This window comes from Knoellia subterranea KCTC 19937, assembly GCF_000768685.1.
GTDB classification, from domain to species: domain Bacteria; phylum Actinomycetota; class Actinomycetes; order Actinomycetales; family Dermatophilaceae; genus Knoellia; species Knoellia subterranea.
This window is the reverse complement of the sequence record NZ_AVPK01000001.1, coordinates 276,964-293,979: the sequence shown is the minus strand read 5'-3', so window position 1 is coordinate 293,979 and position 17,016 is coordinate 276,964. Positions and strand designations below refer to the sequence as shown.

Sequence of the window (17,016 nt, the reverse complement as noted above, 5' to 3'; positions counted from 1 at the left end):
GGGTGCTCAGGCGACGAGGGGACCCTGTCGCGACCCACCCCGCCGTCGCGCAGGAGTGGCGCCAGCTCTCACCGCACGCCAGGCCACGGCCAGCCGGGACACCGCCTCAACGAGGTCCGCAGGCGGAAGCACGTACGGCATGCGGATCCACCGGTCGAGCCCACCGGCGGCCGCGAACCGCGGACCGCTGGCGACGAGCAGCCCGGCGTCCTCGGCGGCGAGAGTCACCTCGCTCGCGACCGGCGCGGGCAGCTCGATCCACACGCACAGCCCGCCACGCGGCACGACGAACCGGAACTCCGGGAGCTCGACCTCGAGGGCACCGGTGAGCGTGTCGCGGGCGGAGACGAGGCCCGCCCGTCGCTCGGCGGTGATCCCGGGCGATCGCTTCATCAGCTCCAGAAGCACGAGCTGGTCGATCACCGGCGCCCCGATGTCGAGCGGCACCCGTGCGGCCGCGAGACGTTCCAGCGTCGGTCCGGATGCTCGCACCCAGCCGATCCGCAGCCCGCCCCAGTGCGACTTCGAGGCGCTCCCGACGGACACCGTGTCGGCGTGGTGCGCACCGAACGGCAGGGGCATCGGTCCCTCGTGGTCGAGTCCGAGCTCGGCCACGGTCTCGTCGACGATGGCCGTCACCTTCGCCCGTCCGAGAGCGCGCGCGAGCGTGGCCCGCTGCTCGTCGGGCATGAGGTTGCCGGTCGGGTTGTGGAAGTCAGGGAGCAGGTATGCCGCCCGCGCACCCGAGGCGCGCACCGTCGAGACCGCGGTGTCGATGTCCCATCCGGTCGGCTCGACGGGGAAGGCCGAGATCCGGGAGCGCAGCTCGCGCAGCGTCGGGAAGATGTTGGGGTAGGTCGGCGTCTCCATGACGACCGGGTCGCCGGGGGAGAGCAGGGCACGCGCGGCGATCGCCGTTCCGACGACGGCACCTGTCGTGACGAGCACCTCGTCGGCGCTGGTCGGCAGCCCCCGCTCCGTGTAGCGGGCCGCGATGACCTCGCGAAGCTCGGGGATGCCGTGGAGGACGTACCCGCTCCCGCACAGGTAGTCGGGAGCCGCCGCGATCGCGGCCTCGGCGGCCTGGGTCATGCCTGCCGGGGCACGCAGCGCCGCACAGGTGAGGTCGATTGTCCCCTCGGGCACGTTCGCCGACAGGTGCAGCCCGGTGTCGCGGCGCACGACTCCGGACGGGAGGGCTGCCACACTGCCCGAACCACGACGCGAGGCGACGTACCCGCTCTCGCGCAGCACGGCATACGCGCTGCTCACCGTCGTGCGGCTCAGGCCGAGCGCGCCCGTGAGGTCGCGCTCACTCGGAAGTCGGGTCCCGACGGCGATCCGCCCGTCGGCGATGAGGAGCCGAAGCGTGTCGGCGACGAACCGGTATGCCGGACGGTCGCGATCCGGTGTCCCGATGAGTTCCGCGGCGCGACGGGCGGTGAGCGAGGGTGCGGCCATGGGGCCACTGTCCCACAAGTGGCCATGGATGTAGAGGCCACTTGGGCGGCACTCTGGAGTCATGAGTCCGATCGCCGCCCTCCGCACCGGCGCCTCGCGCCGCGTGGAACTCCTCCCGATGACCCCCATGCAACAGCTCCGCGCGGGGCACACGGCCCGACGTCTCGTGCAGCTCGTCATCGGATTGTGGCTCTATGGCACGGCCATGGCGATGTTCATCCGCGCCGGGCTCGGGCTCGATCCGTGGGACGTCTTCCACTACGGCGTCCAACAGCACGTCGACCTCAGCTTCGGGACGATCGTCATCATCGTCGGCGGGTTCGTGCTGCTCCTGTGGATCCCGATGCGCCAGTGGCCCGGGCTCGGCACTGTCGCCAACGTCTTCGTCATCGGCATCGCCACCGATGTGATGCTCGCGCTGCTCGATGCGCCCGAGGCGATGTGGGTGCGCTGGACCTTCCTCCTCGGCGGCATCGTCATCAACGGACTCGGTGGCGCGCTCTACATCGGCAGCCAGTACGGCCCGGGCCCGCGCGATGGCCTCATGACCGGTCTGGCCCGGAGGACAGGACTGTCGATCCGGTTGGTGCGCACCGCACTCGAGGTGTCGGTGCTCGTCGTCGGCTGGCTGCTCGGTGGCGTCGTCGGCGTGGGGACGGTGCTCTATGCGCTGCTCATCGGTCCGTCCGTCCAGGCGTTCCTGCCGCTCGTCACGGTCCGGCTCACCCCGCCGGAGGCGGCCCCCATCGGTGCAAGAGTCGGCTCGGGAGCCGGGTCCGTGATCGGGAGCCTCATCGATGAGCCTCGGGAGGGGCAGAACGGCTCGGGAGCCGGATCCGTCGGTTCAGCCGTCGACGGCGAGGGCGAAGGGGAGCACCTCGTCGACCCCCGCCCGGCGGAGTTCGCGACCTGCGACGGTGAGCGTCCAGCGTGAGCTGACAAGGTCGTCGACGAGCAGGACCGGGCCGCGCGACTGCGCGAGGGCTGACGCCAGATCCGGGCCGACGCCGAGCCGCTCCCAGACCCCGGCGAGCCGGAACGCGCTGTTGCCGCCCGGCTCGCCCGTCGGGCCCCCGTGGACCAGGTCGAGCGTGCCGAGGAACGGCAGGCGCCCGATCTCGGACAGGCCCTGCGCGAGCGACTGGACCAACTGCGGGTGGCGGCGGGACGGCGCCGCGACGATGCCGACGGGCCGCTGCGACCAGCCCCATTCGGCCAGCACTCCGACACAGGCGCGGAGGAGCTCGGGGGACGCGGGCGCATCCTCACGCAGCACCTCACGTAGCCGCTGCCCCCACCCGAGGTCGCTGAGCCGCGCCAGGGCGCGGCCGGAGGAGAGTGCCTCGTCGGGCGAGATCTTGCCCTTGACGGGAACGCCGAGCCGGTCCATGCCGGTGGGCCACTGCGCGCGTGGGTCGAGGTCCACACCCACGCGTGCGAGCCGTTGGCGGGCGGCACCCACGACGGTGTCGGGGACGTCCGTCGCGTACCACGGGCCGGCACACGAGTCGCATCGTCCACACGGCACCGCGGTGTCGTCGTCGAGGGTGCGCTGGAGGAAGGCCATCCGGCACTCGCTCGTGCGCTCGTAGTCGATCATCAACTGTTGCTCGTCCTTGCGGGACTGGGCCACTCGGCCGTAGCGCTCGGCGTCGTAGGTCCACGGCTGGCCGGTCGAGGCCCAACCGCCCTGGACGCGGGTCACGGCGCCGTCGACGTCGAGCACCTTGAGGAGCAGCTCGAGCCGGGTGCGGCGCACGTCGACGATGGTCTCGATGGCGGCAGTCGAGAGCGGACGACCGGCCTCGGCCAGTGCGGTGAGGACCGCGTCGGCCTGCTCCTGGCGCGGCATCGACACAGAGGCGAAGTAGAGCCAGATGTCCTTGTCCTCCGGGCCGGGGAGGAGCAGGACGTCCGCGCGTTCGGTCGCACGACCGGCACGACCGACCTGCTGGTAGTAGGCCACCGGTGACGAGGGTGCTCCGAGGTGCACGACGAAGCCGAGGTCGGGCTTGTCGAAGCCCATGCCGAGCGCGGACGTCGCGACGAGGGCCTTGACCTCGTTGTCACGGAGCTGGGCCTCGAGGCGCTCGCGGTCCGCGGGGTCGGTGCGTCCTGTGTAGGACGCGACCCGGTGACCTGCCTCGGCGAGAGCCGCCGCGACCTCCTCGGCAGCAGACACGGTCAGGGCATAGACGATGCCGGATCCCGGCAGCTCGTCGAGGTGGGCCAGCAGCCAACCGAGCCGCTGCTCCGGCGACATCGACGAGAGCACCCCGAGGCGCAGCGAGTCGCGGGCCAGCCCACCACGCACCGTGAGCACTTCACGCCCACCGACACCCAACTGCTCCACGACGTCCGTGACGACGCGCTGGTTGGCCGTGGCCGTCGTCGCGAGCACGGGGATGTCGGCGGGCAGGTCCTCGAGCAGGTCGCGGATGCGGCGGTAGTCCGGGCGGAAGTCGTGACCCCAGTCCGAGACACAGTGGGCTTCATCGACGACGAGCAAGCCACACCGACGGGCCAGGTCGGGCAGCTGCTCGTCGCGGAAGCGGGGGTTGTTGAGGCGCTCAGGGCTCACGAGCAGGACGTCGACCGAGTCGGCGGCCAGCGCCGCACGCACGTCGTCCCAGTCCTGCGCGTTGGCCGAGTTCATCGTCACCGCGTGGATGCCGGCGCGCTCCGCCGCCGCGATCTGGTCGCGCATGAGGGCAAGGAGCGGTGAAATGATCACCGTCGGCCCGGCGCCCTGGGCGCGGCGCAGCGCCGTCGCGACGAAATAGACCGCCGACTTGCCCCACCCGGTGCGCTGCACGACGAGGACCCGCGACCGGTCGCGAACCAACGCGGTGATCGCGTCCAGTTGCCCGTCGCGGAAGTCGACGTCCTCCCGCCCGACGAGGCGCTGGAGGGCCGACCGCGCCTCTCCGCCGAACTCGGCCACATCGGACGGTGCGCCGGCATCGGCCGGCGCGCTGGCGGCATACATCTCGTTCGTCATGGTGTCCCCACCGTAGGCCCGCGTCCCGACAACGACGCCGCCCCTGTGGACGGGGAGCGCAGGATCGCCACCCTGTGGATGACGCTCAAACCCAGCCGTGCTCGTCGACGCCACCGGGCACGTCGGCGTCGGAGTCATAGGGCGTCCGGGTGAACCGGAACGTCGCGAGGTCGAGGTACGACACCGAACCGTCAGCGCGCCGCAGCACCCGCAGCGGCTCGCCCGTGTAGTAGCCGTCGAGCCCGACCCACTCGTCCAATCCGTCACCGACGCGTGCGAAGCGCGAACCCCGACCCGTCCCCGGCGTCCCGAGCACGAGGTGCTCGCCGACGAACCGCACGGTCTCGGTCGCCGCGCCCCAGTGCCAGGTGCCGGCGAGCTCGAGCACGTCGCTCGACCCCGCAGCCACCCACGGCTGCACCGGAGCCGGCTCCAGCTCGCGCAGGGTCCGCAGCAGGGTGCCCGGCAGATGCTTGAGGGCAGGGCTGGCCGTGGTGTTCGTGAAGAGGACGACGCCGTCTCCGGCCGCACCCGCCGGGCCGTCCCCACCGGACGCGTCGAGGTGGACGCGCTGCATCGCGAGGAAGCCCGGCATCGACCCGCCGTGCCCGGCGAGACGTGCCCCAGCGACGTTCCACACCTGCCAGCCCAGTCCGTGTGCCCCGGTCCAGGCCTGCCCCGGCTCGTCGACGACGTGGTGCGGCTCGACCATCTCGGCCAGAGTCTCGGCCGACAACAGCCCTTCGACCCGGCCGCCGAGGAACGCCGCCCACCGGGCCAGGTCGTCGACCGTCGTCCACAGCTGCCCGGCCGGAGCCATCGCTCCCGCATCGTGCTCGGGCTCGGGCAACAGCACGTCCGCGAAGGGGTGAACCGCGAGTCCTTGGGCAGCAGAACCGTTGGGCCGCAACGTCGTTCGCGTCATGCCGAGGGGCTCGAGCAGCTCGTCGCGCACCACCTCGAACCAGGGCCGATCACGCACCACCTCGAGAAGGCGACCGAGGGCGGCATACCCGGTGTTGGAGTAGTGGAAGCGGCGGCCGGAGCGGAAGCGCGTCCCCACCCCGGACGCGACGAGGGCGTCCCAGTCACCGCCCGGCGTCCGCTCCCACCAGTCGCTGTTCGTCTCGGCCTGCACGCCGCCGGCGTGGGAGAGCAGCTGCTCGATCGTCACGTCGTCCAGGGTGCCGCCGGGGACGTGTGTGCCGAAGCGGTCGGTCACCTCCAGCAGTCCCTCGTCGCGCAGGCGCATCACGGCCACCGCGACGAACGTCTTGGTGATCGACCCCATCCGGTACTGCGTGTCCGCATCGGCCTGCCGGCCACCCTCACGGCCATCGACGGTGCCGACCGCGCCCGACCACACGAGCTCGCCGCCGCGCACGAGTCCCGCTGCGACAGAGGGCAGCCGGTGCTCCCGTTGCCCGCTGGCGAGGATGTGGTCGAGGCGGGCCAAGGTCGAGGACGAGAGCGACATCCGACCAGCCTAGGGACCGCGCACTCGGCGACTCGGTCGGGGGCTGAGACACTGGGCGCATGTCGCAGGACACACCCGCCGCCGCCCCGTCCGAACGGCCCTATCGCACCCAGGTGCCGCTGCGCTGGTCGGACATGGACGCCTACGGCCACGTCAACAACGTGCAGTACCTCCGCCTCCTCGAGGACGCCCGCGTCATCGGCTTCCGCGAGTGGTTCGGGGAGGAGCGTTCACTGCTCGACACCGGCGTCATCGTGTCGCGTCACGAGATCGAGTACGTCGCGCCGCTCACCTACCGACCCGAGCCGATCGAGGTCGACATGTGGGTCACCGGAGTTCACGGCGCCGGATTCAATCTCGGGTATGCCGTCCGCGATCCCGAGTCTCTCGGCGAACGTGTCTATGCCCTCGCCGAGACGGGCCTCGTCCTCTACGATTTCGCGTCCGCCCGACCTCGGCGGCTGACCGACGAGGACCGTGCCGCGCTGGCCGTCCACGTCGGTGAGCCCGTCTCCTTCCGGTGGTCGCGCCGGTGAGCGCTGTGGTCACCGAGCTCGTTCTCGCCGATTCTGAGTCACTCCAGGATCTTGGCCGGTATGCAGCCCGCGCCCGAGCCCTCGATGCCGACGGTGCCGTGCGGCTCCAGGCCGTCGGGCCGGTGCTCGCGTCGTGGGTCTGCGTTCTGCCGGGCGCGGGGCTCATGGGGACGGGGACGACCCTCGGTCTGCGGACCTCGGCGCTTGCCGAGCCGGCCGAGCTGGATGTCGTCGTGCCGCTCGCCGCAGTGTCCGACCGCGTCGCGCGACCGGGGGAGCGCGCGTCGTTGCCCGTGCCGCCCATGAACGTGACAGTCCCCTGGGCCGCCGTGTCACCGCCACGCTCGGGGTGGGAGCCCGTGGGGGTCGTGACGTCAGAAGCGTTGCAGCGCACCGCATCCGACGGGATCGCCGAGGTCGCGTCGGGAACGCCCGACGGTGCCGGTGCCCACGCTGTGGCCGCCCTGCGCACGCAGGTGTGGGGTCGGGTCCTGGAGGCGACCGACGGAGAACCGGAGCTGCCTGCGGCCCTGGCCTTCGCGGCATACGCGCTGGGTTTCCTGACCCCGGGCACGCAAGCGACGCTGGCACGCAGCGGACGATGGACGCGGCTCACCACGGCGGCCGGTCACGCCCTCACCCGCACCTGACCTCGGCGGCTCGCTGGCGCCAGATCATCTTCTGCGCCGGTCGCGCGACCGGCGCTCAGGATGGTGACCGGCGCTCGCATGCGGACGCCGGTCACGAATCACTGCGCCGGTCGCGCGACCGGCGCACCTGTTCGACGCGTGCGTCTGGGCCTGCTCAGGTCGGGGGACGCAGCGGATGGCCCCGCTCGGCCAGCACCTCACGCAGCGTGGCGATGTGGTCGGTGACGATCCCGTCGACACCGAGGTCGAGGAGGCGGTGCATCTCGCGCGCGGACTCGTCGCTCCATTCGTGGAACCACACGTGCACCTGCTTGCCCAGACGGTGAGCCACGGATACCAATTGCGGTGTCACAAGCGTGATTTCGCGTCCACGCAGACGATGCACGGCGGGGATCTGCAGCACCGGCGCGGGGGTGTGGAGCGCCCGGGAGAGCGGCCCCGGGGCGAAACGCAGTGCTCCGGTTCCCACCTGACCCGCTGCCGTGGCGAGCCTGGGCCCGAGCGCCTTCCGGGCGGCGCGCACCCGACGCTCGCTGAACGAGCCGATGCAGACGCGGTCGATGGCGTGGTGCCGGCGGATGGTCTCGACGGTGGGTTCGAGCGCGGAATCCGCCTTGATGTCGATGTTGAGCCTCGTCGTTGGGAACTCCTCGAGGAGTTCGGTGAGGAGCGGGACGGGATCGGTGCCGTTGATGCGGGCCTCACGCACCGCGGCATAGGGGAGGTCGACGATCGCGCCCTCGACGTCGGTGACCCGGTCGAGGCGGGTGTCGTGGAAGGCGACGAGCTCACCGTCGGCGGTCGCGTGCACGTCGGTCTCGAGGTAGCGGTAGCCGAGTTCGACGGCGCGGCGGAAGGCGCCCATCGTGTTCTCGAGACCGACGTTGGGGCCGTACGCCGCCCCGCCACGGTGGGCCATCGCGATGGGCCCGACGTGGTCGAAGTAGGCGAAGTCGGCTGCGCGCGCCATGGGTCAGATCCGCGCCCAGACGGCGACATCCGTGGGAACGCGTCCGTCGTCGACGCGGTCGCCCGACGCGTGGGTCACCATCGCTCCCTCGGGCAGCTCCACCGGATCCGCACCGAGGTTGACGACGACCAGCGTGCGGCGTGACCCATCGGCCGAGGCGTTGACGAAGGCGATGACGTCTCCGCCCGACAGCTTGTGCCATTGCGCCGAACCCAGCCCCAGCCGGTCGGTCCGCCGCGCCGACAGCAGGGAGCGATAGAGCTCCAGCGTCGAACCCTCGACGCCGTCCTGCTGATCGACGGCAAGCGGACCATAGGAAGCGGGCTGCGGCAGCCACGTGCGGTCGGACGGCCCGAACCCCAGGCTCGGTGCGTCCTTCACCCACGGCATCGGCACACGGCACCCGTCGCGTCCGATCTCCTTGCCCTCGGTGCGGTGGAAGGTCGGATCCTGCCGGAACTCGTGCGGCATGTCGGTCGACTCGGGCAGCCCCAGCTCCTCGCCCTGATAGACGTAGCTGCTCCCCGGGAGCCCGAGCATGAGCATCGTTGCGGCGCGTGCCCGCCGCAGGCCGAGGGCGGCGTCGGGCTGCGCCTGGTCGGCGGCGATCCCGTTGGGACGGGGGAGGGACTGGTCGAGCCCGAGCCGGGACGCGTGTCGGACCACGTCGTGGTTCGAGAGGACCCAGGTCGTCGGCGCACCCACGGCGTCGTTCTCGCGGAACGACGTCGTGATGACGGCGCGCAACTTCTCGGCATTCCAGTGGGTGTCGAGGAAGTCGAAGTTGAAGGCCTGGTGCATCTCGTCGCTGCGGACGTAGCGAGCCAGCCGACTCTCCGGCTTGACCCATGCCTCGGCGCACAGAATCCGCTCGGGAGAAGGCTGTTCGTCGAGGAGGGAGCGCCAGCGCCGATAGATGTCGTGCACGCCCTCCTGGTCCCACATCGGCGGACGCGGGCCGTCGCCGGTCTCGTGGATCCGCGCCGACTCCTCGTCACCGGGCGGCAGGGCGGCCTCGGCGCTCGTGTCGGTCGCGTCGAGCATCTGCATCGGACCGTCCCAGTCGGGGAGGCCCTCCTCCTTGACGAGGCCGTGCGCGACGTCGACGCGGAAGCCGTCGACACCCCGGTCGCACCAGAACTGGAGGATCGAGGCGAACTCGTCGCCCACCTCGGGGTTCGTCCAGTCGTAGTCGGGCTGGGTCGTGTCGAAGATGTGCAGGTACCACTGTCCGGGCGACCCATCGGCCTCGGTCACCCGGGTCCAGCCCTCGCCGCCGAAGACCGACGGCCAGTTGTTCGGCGGTTCCTCGCCGTTCTCGCCCCTGCCCTCGCGGAAGACATAGCGTGCTCGCTCCGGGCTTCCCGGCCCCGCGGCCAGCGCCGCCCGGAACCACTCGTGCTCGCTCGACGAGTGGTTGGGCACGAGGTCGACGATGACCTTGAGCCCGAGGTCGTGGGCGGTGTCGATGAGGGCGTCGGCGTCCGTGAGCGAGCCGAATACCGGGTCGATGTCGCGGTAGTTCGCGACGTCGTACCCCGCGTCGTGCATCGGCGAGACGTAGAACGGGGACAGCCAGATCGCGTCGACACCCAGGTCGCGCAGGTAGGGGAGCCGTGACGTGATGCCCGGCAGGTCACCAACGCCGTCGCCGTCACCGTCGGCCCACGACCGCGGATAGATCTGGTAGATCACGGCGTCGTGCCACCACGGCGCGTCGCTGGGGTCGGCCGGGTGCAGGAGACCCGCGGTCTCGTCGGGGACGTTCTGGGCGGAGGTGTCAGTGGTGCTCTGGGTCACCCTCCCCATCGTTCCGTATGCCGTCCGCCCGTGTCCCGCGGTGTCCGTTCTGTTTGTGAGTTCCCGAGTTCGTCGCCGTGGCTGCACTCCCCTCGCGGCCAACTCGCCATCAGTCGGGGTAGGTCCGTTCAGGCGTGGACGAGCTCGCGGTGGTCCTCGTTGCGGCCATGGCGCGGGCACGGTTGCCGGGGCTCGCGCGGGCAGAGCACCCACACATGGGTGGCCCGGGCGCGATACAGCCGGTAGGGCGACTCGCCCGTGACGTCCTCGACGGTGAGACCGCTGCCGCCTCGTGACTCCGGCCCGGGGTACACCGTCAGCCCGTGGGGCACCTCGGCGTCGTCGACCCAGGAAGCCGAGCCGACGGCATACAGCGCTCGTCCGTGGTACGCCGGGACGGTCGAGTCGAAGACGACGAGGCTCACGTCCGGGCGGGCGTCGACGTTGACCGAGTGCCGTGAGCCGACGTTGGAGACCCAATAGAAGTCCGTGAGACCGTCTGCGGCGAAGTAGACCGGCGACGTCCATGGCCGGCCGTCGTCGTCGATGCTCCCGATCGTCACATAGGCGTTGCCGGCCAGGAGTTCGTGGGCGTGGTCGACGAGTCCCTGGTCAGTGGTCATCCGTCAGTCCTACCGCCTCGCGCTCGCCCGCGCGACCGGCAGCAGTCGATCAGAGGGACGCGTGTGGGGTGTCGTCGGTGTTGACGAGCATGTGTGCGGCCCGCATGAAGTAGTCGCGCATCGCCTCGGCGTGGGCCTCGTCGAGCTCCAGCGTGTCCATCGCCGCGAGCATGTGCCGCATCCACCGGTCACGCATGTCGAGCGTCACGGGGAACGGAGCGTGCCGCATCCGCAGACGCGGGTGGCCGCGCTCCTGGCTGTAGGTGTTGGGCCCGCCGAAGTACTGCTCGAGGAACATCCGCAGCCGACGCTCGGCCGGACCGAGGTCCTCCTCGGGATAGAGCGCCCGCAGCTCCGGATCGGCCTTCACGCCGACGTAGAACTCGTGGACGAGCCGCTGGAACGTCTCGGCCCCACCGACCTCGTCGTAGAAACTCATGCCTTGCCTCCGCCCTGTCCCGTGCCACCGAATCCACCGAAGCCGAACGGGCCCACCTGCGGCGCCTTGACACCGGCCGCATCGAAGGCGGTCTTGATGCGCTGTCGCAGCTCGCGCTGCACGTCGACCTTGTCGCTCGGCGAGGACTCGATGACGACGCGGATCGTCATCGTCTGGCCGGTGATCGACTCGACGCCGGCGACGGTCGGGGTGCCGAGGAGCCGTCCCTGCCACGCCTCGTCCTCGGCCATCGCCGCAGCCGCACCGTGGATGACCGACGTCACCCGGGCGACGTCCTCGTCGTAGGAGACCGGGACGTCGACGACCGCCGTCGCGTGGTGCTGCGACAGGTTGCCGATGCGGATGACCTCGCCGTTGCGGATGTACCACGTGACCCCGTTGGCGTCGCGCAGTCGCGTCACCCGCAGCGTCACTTCCTCCACGGTGCCGATGGCCTCGCCGGTGTCGATGACGTCACCGACGCCGTACTGGTCCTCGAGGATCATGAAGACGCCGCTGAGGAAGTCCTTGACGACGCTCTGCGCACCGAAGCCCAGTGCCACACCACCGACACCCGCCGTCGCGAGGATCGGCGCGAGGTCGATGCCGACGGTCGACATCACGGTGAGCACGGCGATGAGTCCGACGACGACCGTGACGATGCTGCGCAGGAGCGACCCGAGGGTGGCCGTGCGCTGCTGGTGCCGGGCGCGGGTGGCGGCCGTCGCGTCGGCGAGGATGCGACCGGCCCGCGAGCGGTCCCGAAGCTGCTCGGCCTCACGCGTCTCGGACTTTGCCGCCATGGTCCGCACGACCCGCTTGATGAGCCGGTGCAGCATCCACCTCACGACCACCGCGAGGGCGATCGTGAGGAGGATGCGCAGCCCATCGGTGAGCAGCCAGTCCTGGACTCGCTCCGCCGTGAGCAGGGATGCCTTGAGGTCCGCCGGTGTCATGTCTGGGCGTCACGCTCCTGGGCCGCGAGGGCCCGGGTGATCGGGTCGCGGTTCTCGGAGACGAGACGACGCAGGGCGTCGTGGGCGTCGGTGTGGGTGTCGAGCCACGACTGGGTCGCGTCGCGCAGCTCGAACGACGCGAGCCCGCGCGGGTAGAAGCCGAGGACGATGGCCTCGACGAGGGCCATGGAGCCCTTGTCCTCCACCGTGTCGAGGACCTCGTGGTAGCGCCCGACGAACCCGTCGAGTGCCGAGACGTCGCCGAGTCGGCCGAAGCCGAGCCCGTAGGCGTCGACCATCGAGTTCGACAGGCCCTTGTCGGTGACCGCGGCCTTCCACGCTGCCTCCTTGGCCTCCGCCGTCGGCACCGACGCGCGGGCCCGGGCTGCGCGCTCCTGGCCGGTGGCCGTGGCGTCACGCTGCAGCTCGGCCTCGATCTCGCCGTCCTCGAGCGCGTTGGCGCCGGCGAGACCGGTGAGGAGCGTCCAGCGCATGTCGGTGTCGAGCGCGAGACCCTCGAGGCTCTCGGTGCCCGAGAGCAGACCGCGCAGGTATGCCGTGTCGTCACCGGTCGTGGTGAAGCCGGCTGCCGCGGTGACGAGCTGGAGCTGGGCGTCGCTGCCGGGGGCAGCTGCCCTGGCGGCATCCCACAGACGCTCGAGGGTGGAGCGGCGGGTGGCGTCGCGGTTCTCCGGCGCGGTGTAGAGGTGGACGGCCGTCGACAGCTGGGCGAGGAGGGTGCGGATGAGGGTCGAGTCCGACTCGCCCGGCAGCACCTCGAGGACGAGGTCGGTGAACGTGCGCGCACTCATCTCGGCGTCACGGGTCATGTCCCATGCCGAGGCGAGGACGAGCGACTTCGGCAGCGAGCTCTCGAAGCCGCGGATGTGCTCGAGGGCCGTGGCGAGCGAGCGCTCGTCGAGGCGGAGCTTCGCGTAGGTGAGGTCGTCGTCGTTGACGAGCAGCAGGTCCGGCTGCTCGCGACCAATGAGCTCGGCCACCTCGGTGCGCTCACCGGTGAGGTCGATCTCGAGGCGGTCCGTGCGGACGAGGGACGTGCCCTCGGAACCGGAGCGGACGGCATACAGGCCGATCGCCAAGCGGTGCGGACGGATCGTCTCGAAGCCCTCGGCGTAGGACTGCTCGATGACGGCGCTCGAGATCAGGCCGCGGTCGTCGACCTCGACGACGGGGCGGAGCGTGTTGACGCCGGCCGTCTCGAGCCACGCCTTGCTCCACGTGTGCAGGTCGCGACCCGACGTGGCCTCGAGCTCGGTGAGGAGGTCGGAGAGCGTCGTGTTGGTCCACTTGTGCTTGGCGAAGTAGGCACGCAGTCCGTCACGGAAGGCGTCGCGTCCGACGTAGGCGACGAGCTGCTTGAGCACCGACGCACCCTTGGCGTAGGTGATGCCGTCGAAGTTGACCTCGACGTCCTCGAGGTCGCGGATCGGCGCGACGATCGGGTGCGTGGAGGACAGCTGGTCCTGGCGGTAGGCCCAGTCCTTCTCGTGGGTGCCGAACGTCGTCCACGCCTCGGTCCACTCGGTGGCCTCGGCCTGCGCGGTCGTCGACGCCCATTCGGCGAACGACTCGTTGAGCCAGAGGTCGTTCCACCACTTCATCGTCACGAGGTTGCCGAACCACATGTGGGCGAGCTCGTGCAGGACGGTGAGGGCGCGGCGCTCGACGATCGCGTCGGTGACCTTGGACCGGAAGACGTACATCTCGTTGAACGTCACGCAGCCGGCGTTCTCCATCGCACCCATGTTGTATTCGGGCGTGAAGATCTGGTCGTACTTCTCGAAGGGGTACTCCTCGTCGAACTCCTCCTCGAAGAACTCGAAGCCCTTCTTCGTGAGGTCGAAGAGGTTGTCCGCGTCGAGGAACTGGGTGAGCGACTTGCGGCAGAAGATGCCGAGCGGCACCTCACCACGACGGCTCGTGAGGCTGTCGCGCACGACGTCGTAGGGACCCGCGACGAGGGCCGTGATGTAGCTCGAGATCGGCTCGGTCGGGGAGAAGCTCCAGGTCGAGACGCCGTCGCGCTCGGTCGGCTTCGGCTCCGGTGTGGGGGAGTTGCTGAGCACCTGCCAGTGGCTCGGCGCGGTGACCGTGAACGTGAAGCGCGCCTTGAGGTCGGGCTGCTCGAACACCGGGTACATGCGACGGCTGTCCGGCACCTCGAACTGGCTGTAGAGGTAGACCTCGTTGTCGACGGGGTCGACGAAGCGGTGCAGGCCCTCACCGGTGTTCATGTAGGTGCCGGTCGCCTCGATGCGCAGTTCGTTGCGCGCGGCCAGGCCGCTGATCGCAATGCGAGAGTCTGCGTATGCCGTCTCGAGCGTCTCGCCGTTGAGCGTCACCTTCTCGACGGACTCACCGATGAAGTCGACGAAGGTCGACGCGCCCTCGGTGGCGGTGAAGGTGATGGTGCTCGTCGTTGCGAACGTCTTCTCGGACGTGGTGAGGTCGAGTTCGACGGAGTACGCCTCGACCTGGACGAGCGATGCGCGCTCCTCGGCCTCGACGCGGGTGAGGTTCTTGCCGGGCACAGGGGTCTCCTCGGTGGCAGGGTCAGCTCGGGTGGGTGGGCGCGCCGGTGTTCGGCGCAGTTCCTGCCATCCTCGCACGCGTCCCGGGCCCGGAAGGACGCCCCGGGGGCAGGTCAGCGCCCGGGTGGCAGGATGTCGCTCATGACGAGCGCAACCCCGGTGACGTTCCACTTCGACCCCACGTGCCCCTGGGCCTGGATGACCTCTCGTTGGCTCGGTGACGAGGTCGCCCCGCACCGCGAGCTCGACATCACCTGGGAGCCGATGAGCCTCTTCTACCTCAACGAGTCGCGCGACATCCCGGACGAGTACCGCGACATGCTCACGGCGAAGCAGGACCTCAGCGGCGCCGTCGTCGCAGCCCGGCTGCGTGACGGCGACGCCGTCGTCAAGCCGCTCTACGACGCCATCGGCAACCGGCTGCACCCGGGCGGTCGGCAGGACGTCGAGCAGATCATCACGGAGGCATTCGAGGAGGCGGGTGTTGCACCCGTGACCGTCGAGGAGATCCGGTCCGACGCCGTCCAGGACGAGTTGCGTGCCCTGACCCGGGCCGTCATCGACAAGGTCGGAGAGGACGTCGGCACGCCCACCATCGACATCGACGGGGCGGCGTTCTTCGGCCCCGTCGTCACGCCGGCCCCCAAGGGTCAGGCCGCCCTCGACCTCTGGGACGGCAGCCGTCTCGTCGCGGGTGTGCCCGGCTTCTACGAGATCAAGCGCACCCGCACGGCTGGTCCGCAGTTCGACTGACCACAGGCAACGACCCCGCCAACTCAACCCACCACTGACGTTCGACACCAGGAGCACGACGAGACATGCGCGTCCACATCGGCGGCGACCACGCGGCATACGACCTCCAGCTCGATCTCATCTCCTTCCTCGAGGCCGAGGGGCACGAGGTGACCAACCACGGGCCGTTCGACCTCGACCCGCTCGACGACTACCCGGTCTTCGTCCTGCGTGCGGCCGAGGCCGTGGCGGCCGACCCCGAGTCGCTCGGCGTCGTGCTCGGGGGCTCGGGCAACGGTGAGCAGATGGCCGCCAACAAGGTCGCCGGCGTGCGCGCCGCGCTCTGCTACAACGAGGAGCTCGCCCAGCTCGCCCGCGAGCACAACGACGCCCGGGTCCTCTCCATCGGCGGGCGCATGAACACGGTCGAGGAAGCCCGCGCCATGGTGCGGACCTTCCTCGGCACCCCCTTCTCGGGGGAGGAGCGCCACCAGCGCCGGATCGACATGGTGAGCGCCTACGAGGCGGACAAAACACTGCCTGACCTGCCCTGACGGAGGGCCCATCTGGGCCTTCCCCCGGTGGCTACCCGTGGGTTAGTGTGACCGCGCAGCCCACGACAGGAGATGTGCTGGTGGCTACGGACGTCAGCGTCCTCGCGCGGAAGGCCCCCGCCTCCCTCACGCGACGGCTGGGGGGAACCGTGCCTGCGGCCGGTCCGCGGCGCGACCGGGTCGTCTTCGTCGTCCTTGCGCTCATCGCCCTCGCGTTCGTCCTGCTGATCATGGGCTGGCCGACGCGCGTCCCGGTCGTGACCCTGGCGCCGCTGGTCCTGTTGAGCGGGCTCTATCTCCCGCACCGACACCTCGTGGGGCTCTACATCCTCATCGGCATCGGGGTCGCAGCCACGATCCCGAGGCTGTCGGGCACGGCGATGGCCGAGACCCTCATGGTCTCGGCGATGTTCGCGCTCATGGCCATGATGGTCATCGTCGCCTCTTCGCGCGTGCGCGTCGGGTCGACCGGATTCCACGGGGAGAACCTCTTCGTCGAGCTGCGCGACCGGATCGCCCGTTCCGCCAGACTCCCCGGGCTCCCCGACGGCTGGACCGCAGAGTCCGCCGTCCGGTCGGCCAACGGCGAGGGCTTCTCCGGCGACTTCATGGTGGCCGAACTGACCCACAACGGACGCCACCTCGAGGTGGCCCTCGTGGACGTGAGTGGCAAGGGCAAGGAGGCCGGCACGCGGTCCCTCTTGTTGTCGGGCGCGCTCGGTGCCCTCCTCGGCTCCCTGACCCCCGGTGCCTTCCTCTGTGAGGCCAACCGTTACCTCGTGCGACAGGGCTGGGAAGAGGGCTTCGCCACGGCGGTCCACGTCGACATCAACCTGGACACCGGCGACTTCACCGTCGGCAACGCCGGCCACCCCGCACCGGTCCGCTTCTCCTACGGCACCGGAACGTGGGAGATCCTCGAGGGCGGCCGTGGACCCGTGCTCGGCATCATGCAGGGCGTGAGTTTTGCCCGCACCGAGGGCACCCTCGGCATGGGTGACGCGCTCATGATCTATTCGGACGGGATCATCGAGTCGCGCGGACACGACCTCACCGAGGGCACCGACCGCATGCTCGGTGCGGCGTCCGAGGCCATGATCCGCCGAGGCGACTCGGTTGCGGATGCCGTTGTCTCACAGGCCCGTTCGGGCGAGGCAGACGACCGCGCCGTCTTCGTCATCGTGCGCGGCTGACCCACACCTCACTCACGCACCCGCGCACCCGCGCACCCGCGTGACGCGGGTGCGGTCCCGGGCCACCTCGAT

General features: G+C 70.5%; 15 protein-coding genes. 6 read left to right on the top strand and 9 right to left on the bottom strand.

Annotation, left to right across the window (positions count from 1 at the left end; genetic code table 11):
• Positions 1-6: 6 nt before the first annotated feature.
• Positions 7-1,461: a MocR-like transcription factor YczR gene (gene yczR, locus N803_RS01395; RefSeq protein ID WP_035901959.1), complete on the bottom strand. Its 1,455-nt coding sequence runs from the start codon at positions 1,459-1,461 to the stop codon at positions 7-9.
• A 61-nt stretch (positions 1,462-1,522) separates the two neighbouring features.
• Here yczR and yczE point away from each other — a divergent pair, with 61 nt between their 5' ends.
• Positions 1,523-2,395 carry a membrane protein YczE gene (gene yczE, locus N803_RS01390; RefSeq protein WP_156969609.1) on the top strand — a complete coding sequence of 291 codons (873 nt, stop codon included), beginning with the start codon at positions 1,523-1,525 and terminating at the stop codon, positions 2,393-2,395.
• Here yczE and N803_RS01385 read toward each other — a convergent pair.
• Positions 2,306-4,462 carry a RecQ family ATP-dependent DNA helicase gene (locus N803_RS01385; RefSeq protein ID WP_245616940.1) on the bottom strand — a complete coding sequence of 719 codons (2,157 nt, stop codon included), beginning with the start codon at positions 4,460-4,462 and terminating at the stop codon, positions 2,306-2,308. The genes yczE and N803_RS01385 overlap by 90 nt on opposite strands.
• An 85-nt stretch (positions 4,463-4,547) precedes the next feature.
• Positions 4,548-5,939 carry a serine hydrolase domain-containing protein gene (locus N803_RS01380; RefSeq protein WP_035901957.1) on the bottom strand — a complete coding sequence of 464 codons (1,392 nt, stop codon included), beginning with the start codon at positions 5,937-5,939 and terminating at the stop codon, positions 4,548-4,550.
• A gap of 59 nt (positions 5,940-5,998) precedes the next feature.
• Between N803_RS01380 and N803_RS01375 the strand changes: the two genes are divergently transcribed.
• Positions 5,999-6,475, top strand: coding sequence for an acyl-CoA thioesterase (locus tag N803_RS01375; RefSeq protein ID WP_035901955.1), 477 nt, complete (start codon positions 5,999-6,001; stop codon positions 6,473-6,475).
• Positions 6,472-7,125 carry a DUF8185 domain-containing protein gene (locus N803_RS01370; RefSeq protein WP_035902611.1) on the top strand — a complete coding sequence of 218 codons (654 nt, stop codon included), beginning with the start codon at positions 6,472-6,474 and terminating at the stop codon, positions 7,123-7,125. The genes N803_RS01375 and N803_RS01370 overlap by 4 nt, the downstream gene beginning before the upstream one ends.
• A 154-nt stretch (positions 7,126-7,279) precedes the next feature.
• Here N803_RS01370 and N803_RS01365 read toward each other — a convergent pair whose 3' ends face one another.
• From N803_RS01365 to pepN, 6 genes are all read right to left on the bottom strand, one after another.
• The gene (locus N803_RS01365) at positions 7,280-8,095 is read right to left on the bottom strand and encodes a glycerophosphodiester phosphodiesterase family protein (protein WP_035901953.1); all 816 of its coding nucleotides are present in this window, start codon (positions 8,093-8,095) and stop codon (positions 7,280-7,282) included.
• Positions 8,096-8,098: 3 nt separating this feature from the next.
• Positions 8,099-9,904 (bottom strand): glycoside hydrolase family 13 protein, encoded by a 1,806-nt coding sequence (locus tag N803_RS01360; protein ID WP_035901951.1) that lies wholly within the window; start codon positions 9,902-9,904, stop codon positions 8,099-8,101.
• Between the two features lie 119 nt (positions 9,905-10,023).
• A complete protein-coding gene (locus N803_RS01355) occupies positions 10,024-10,518 on the bottom strand; it encodes a pyridoxamine 5'-phosphate oxidase family protein (protein ID WP_035901950.1) in 495 nt (164 codons plus the stop codon).
• A 49-nt stretch (positions 10,519-10,567) separates the two neighbouring features.
• Positions 10,568-10,957, bottom strand: coding sequence for a globin (locus N803_RS01350; protein WP_035901948.1), 390 nt, complete (start codon positions 10,955-10,957; stop codon positions 10,568-10,570).
• Positions 10,954-11,913, bottom strand: coding sequence for a mechanosensitive ion channel family protein (locus N803_RS01345; RefSeq protein ID WP_052111588.1), 960 nt, complete (start codon positions 11,911-11,913; stop codon positions 10,954-10,956). The genes N803_RS01350 and N803_RS01345 overlap by 4 nt, the downstream gene beginning before the upstream one ends.
• Positions 11,910-14,465, bottom strand: a complete 2,556-nt coding sequence (pepN, locus tag N803_RS01340) for an aminopeptidase N (protein WP_035901946.1) — start codon at positions 14,463-14,465, stop codon at positions 11,910-11,912. The genes N803_RS01345 and pepN overlap by 4 nt, the downstream gene beginning before the upstream one ends.
• A 141-nt stretch (positions 14,466-14,606) precedes the next feature.
• Here pepN and N803_RS01335 point away from each other — a divergent pair, with 141 nt between their 5' ends.
• From N803_RS01335 to N803_RS01325, 3 genes are all read left to right on the top strand, one after another.
• Positions 14,607-15,218, top strand: a complete 612-nt coding sequence (locus tag N803_RS01335) for a mycothiol-dependent nitroreductase Rv2466c family protein (RefSeq protein ID WP_084763950.1) — start codon at positions 14,607-14,609, stop codon at positions 15,216-15,218.
• A 65-nt stretch (positions 15,219-15,283) separates the two neighbouring features.
• Entirely contained in the window at positions 15,284-15,751 is a 468-nt protein-coding gene (locus tag N803_RS01330; RefSeq protein ID WP_035901939.1) for a ribose-5-phosphate isomerase, read from the top strand.
• A gap of 80 nt (positions 15,752-15,831) precedes the next feature.
• On the top strand, positions 15,832-16,944 hold the full coding sequence (locus N803_RS01325; protein WP_035902609.1) for a PP2C family protein-serine/threonine phosphatase: 1,113 nt from the start codon (positions 15,832-15,834) through the stop codon (positions 16,942-16,944).
• Positions 16,945-17,016 lie beyond the last annotated feature (72 nt).

Bases quoted from the DNA above. Each gene is read 5' to 3' on its own strand.
- yczR (WP_035901959.1), bottom strand. From the start codon at position 1,461: ATGGCCGCACCCTCGCTCACCGCCCGTCGCGCCGCGGAACTCATCGGG.
- yczE (WP_156969609.1), top strand. From the start codon at position 1,523: ATGAGTCCGATCGCCGCCCTCCGCACCGGCGCCTCGCGCCGCGTGGAA.
- N803_RS01385 (WP_245616940.1), bottom strand. From the start codon at position 4,462: ATGACGAACGAGATGTATGCCGCCAGCGCGCCGGCCGATGCCGGCGCA.
- N803_RS01380 (WP_035901957.1), bottom strand. From the start codon at position 5,939: ATGTCGCTCTCGTCCTCGACCTTGGCCCGCCTCGACCACATCCTCGCC.
- N803_RS01375 (WP_035901955.1), top strand. From the start codon at position 5,999: ATGTCGCAGGACACACCCGCCGCCGCCCCGTCCGAACGGCCCTATCGC.
- N803_RS01365 (WP_035901953.1), bottom strand. From the start codon at position 8,095: ATGGCGCGCGCAGCCGACTTCGCCTACTTCGACCACGTCGGGCCCATC.
- N803_RS01360 (WP_035901951.1), bottom strand. From the start codon at position 9,904: ATGGGGAGGGTGACCCAGAGCACCACTGACACCTCCGCCCAGAACGTC.
- N803_RS01355 (WP_035901950.1), bottom strand. From the start codon at position 10,518: ATGACCACTGACCAGGGACTCGTCGACCACGCCCACGAACTCCTGGCC.
- N803_RS01350 (WP_035901948.1), bottom strand. From the start codon at position 10,957: ATGAGTTTCTACGACGAGGTCGGTGGGGCCGAGACGTTCCAGCGGCTC.
- N803_RS01345 (WP_052111588.1), bottom strand. From the start codon at position 11,913: ATGACACCGGCGGACCTCAAGGCATCCCTGCTCACGGCGGAGCGAGTC.
- N803_RS01335 (WP_084763950.1), top strand. From the start codon at position 14,607: ATGACGAGCGCAACCCCGGTGACGTTCCACTTCGACCCCACGTGCCCC.
- N803_RS01330 (WP_035901939.1), top strand. From the start codon at position 15,284: ATGCGCGTCCACATCGGCGGCGACCACGCGGCATACGACCTCCAGCTC.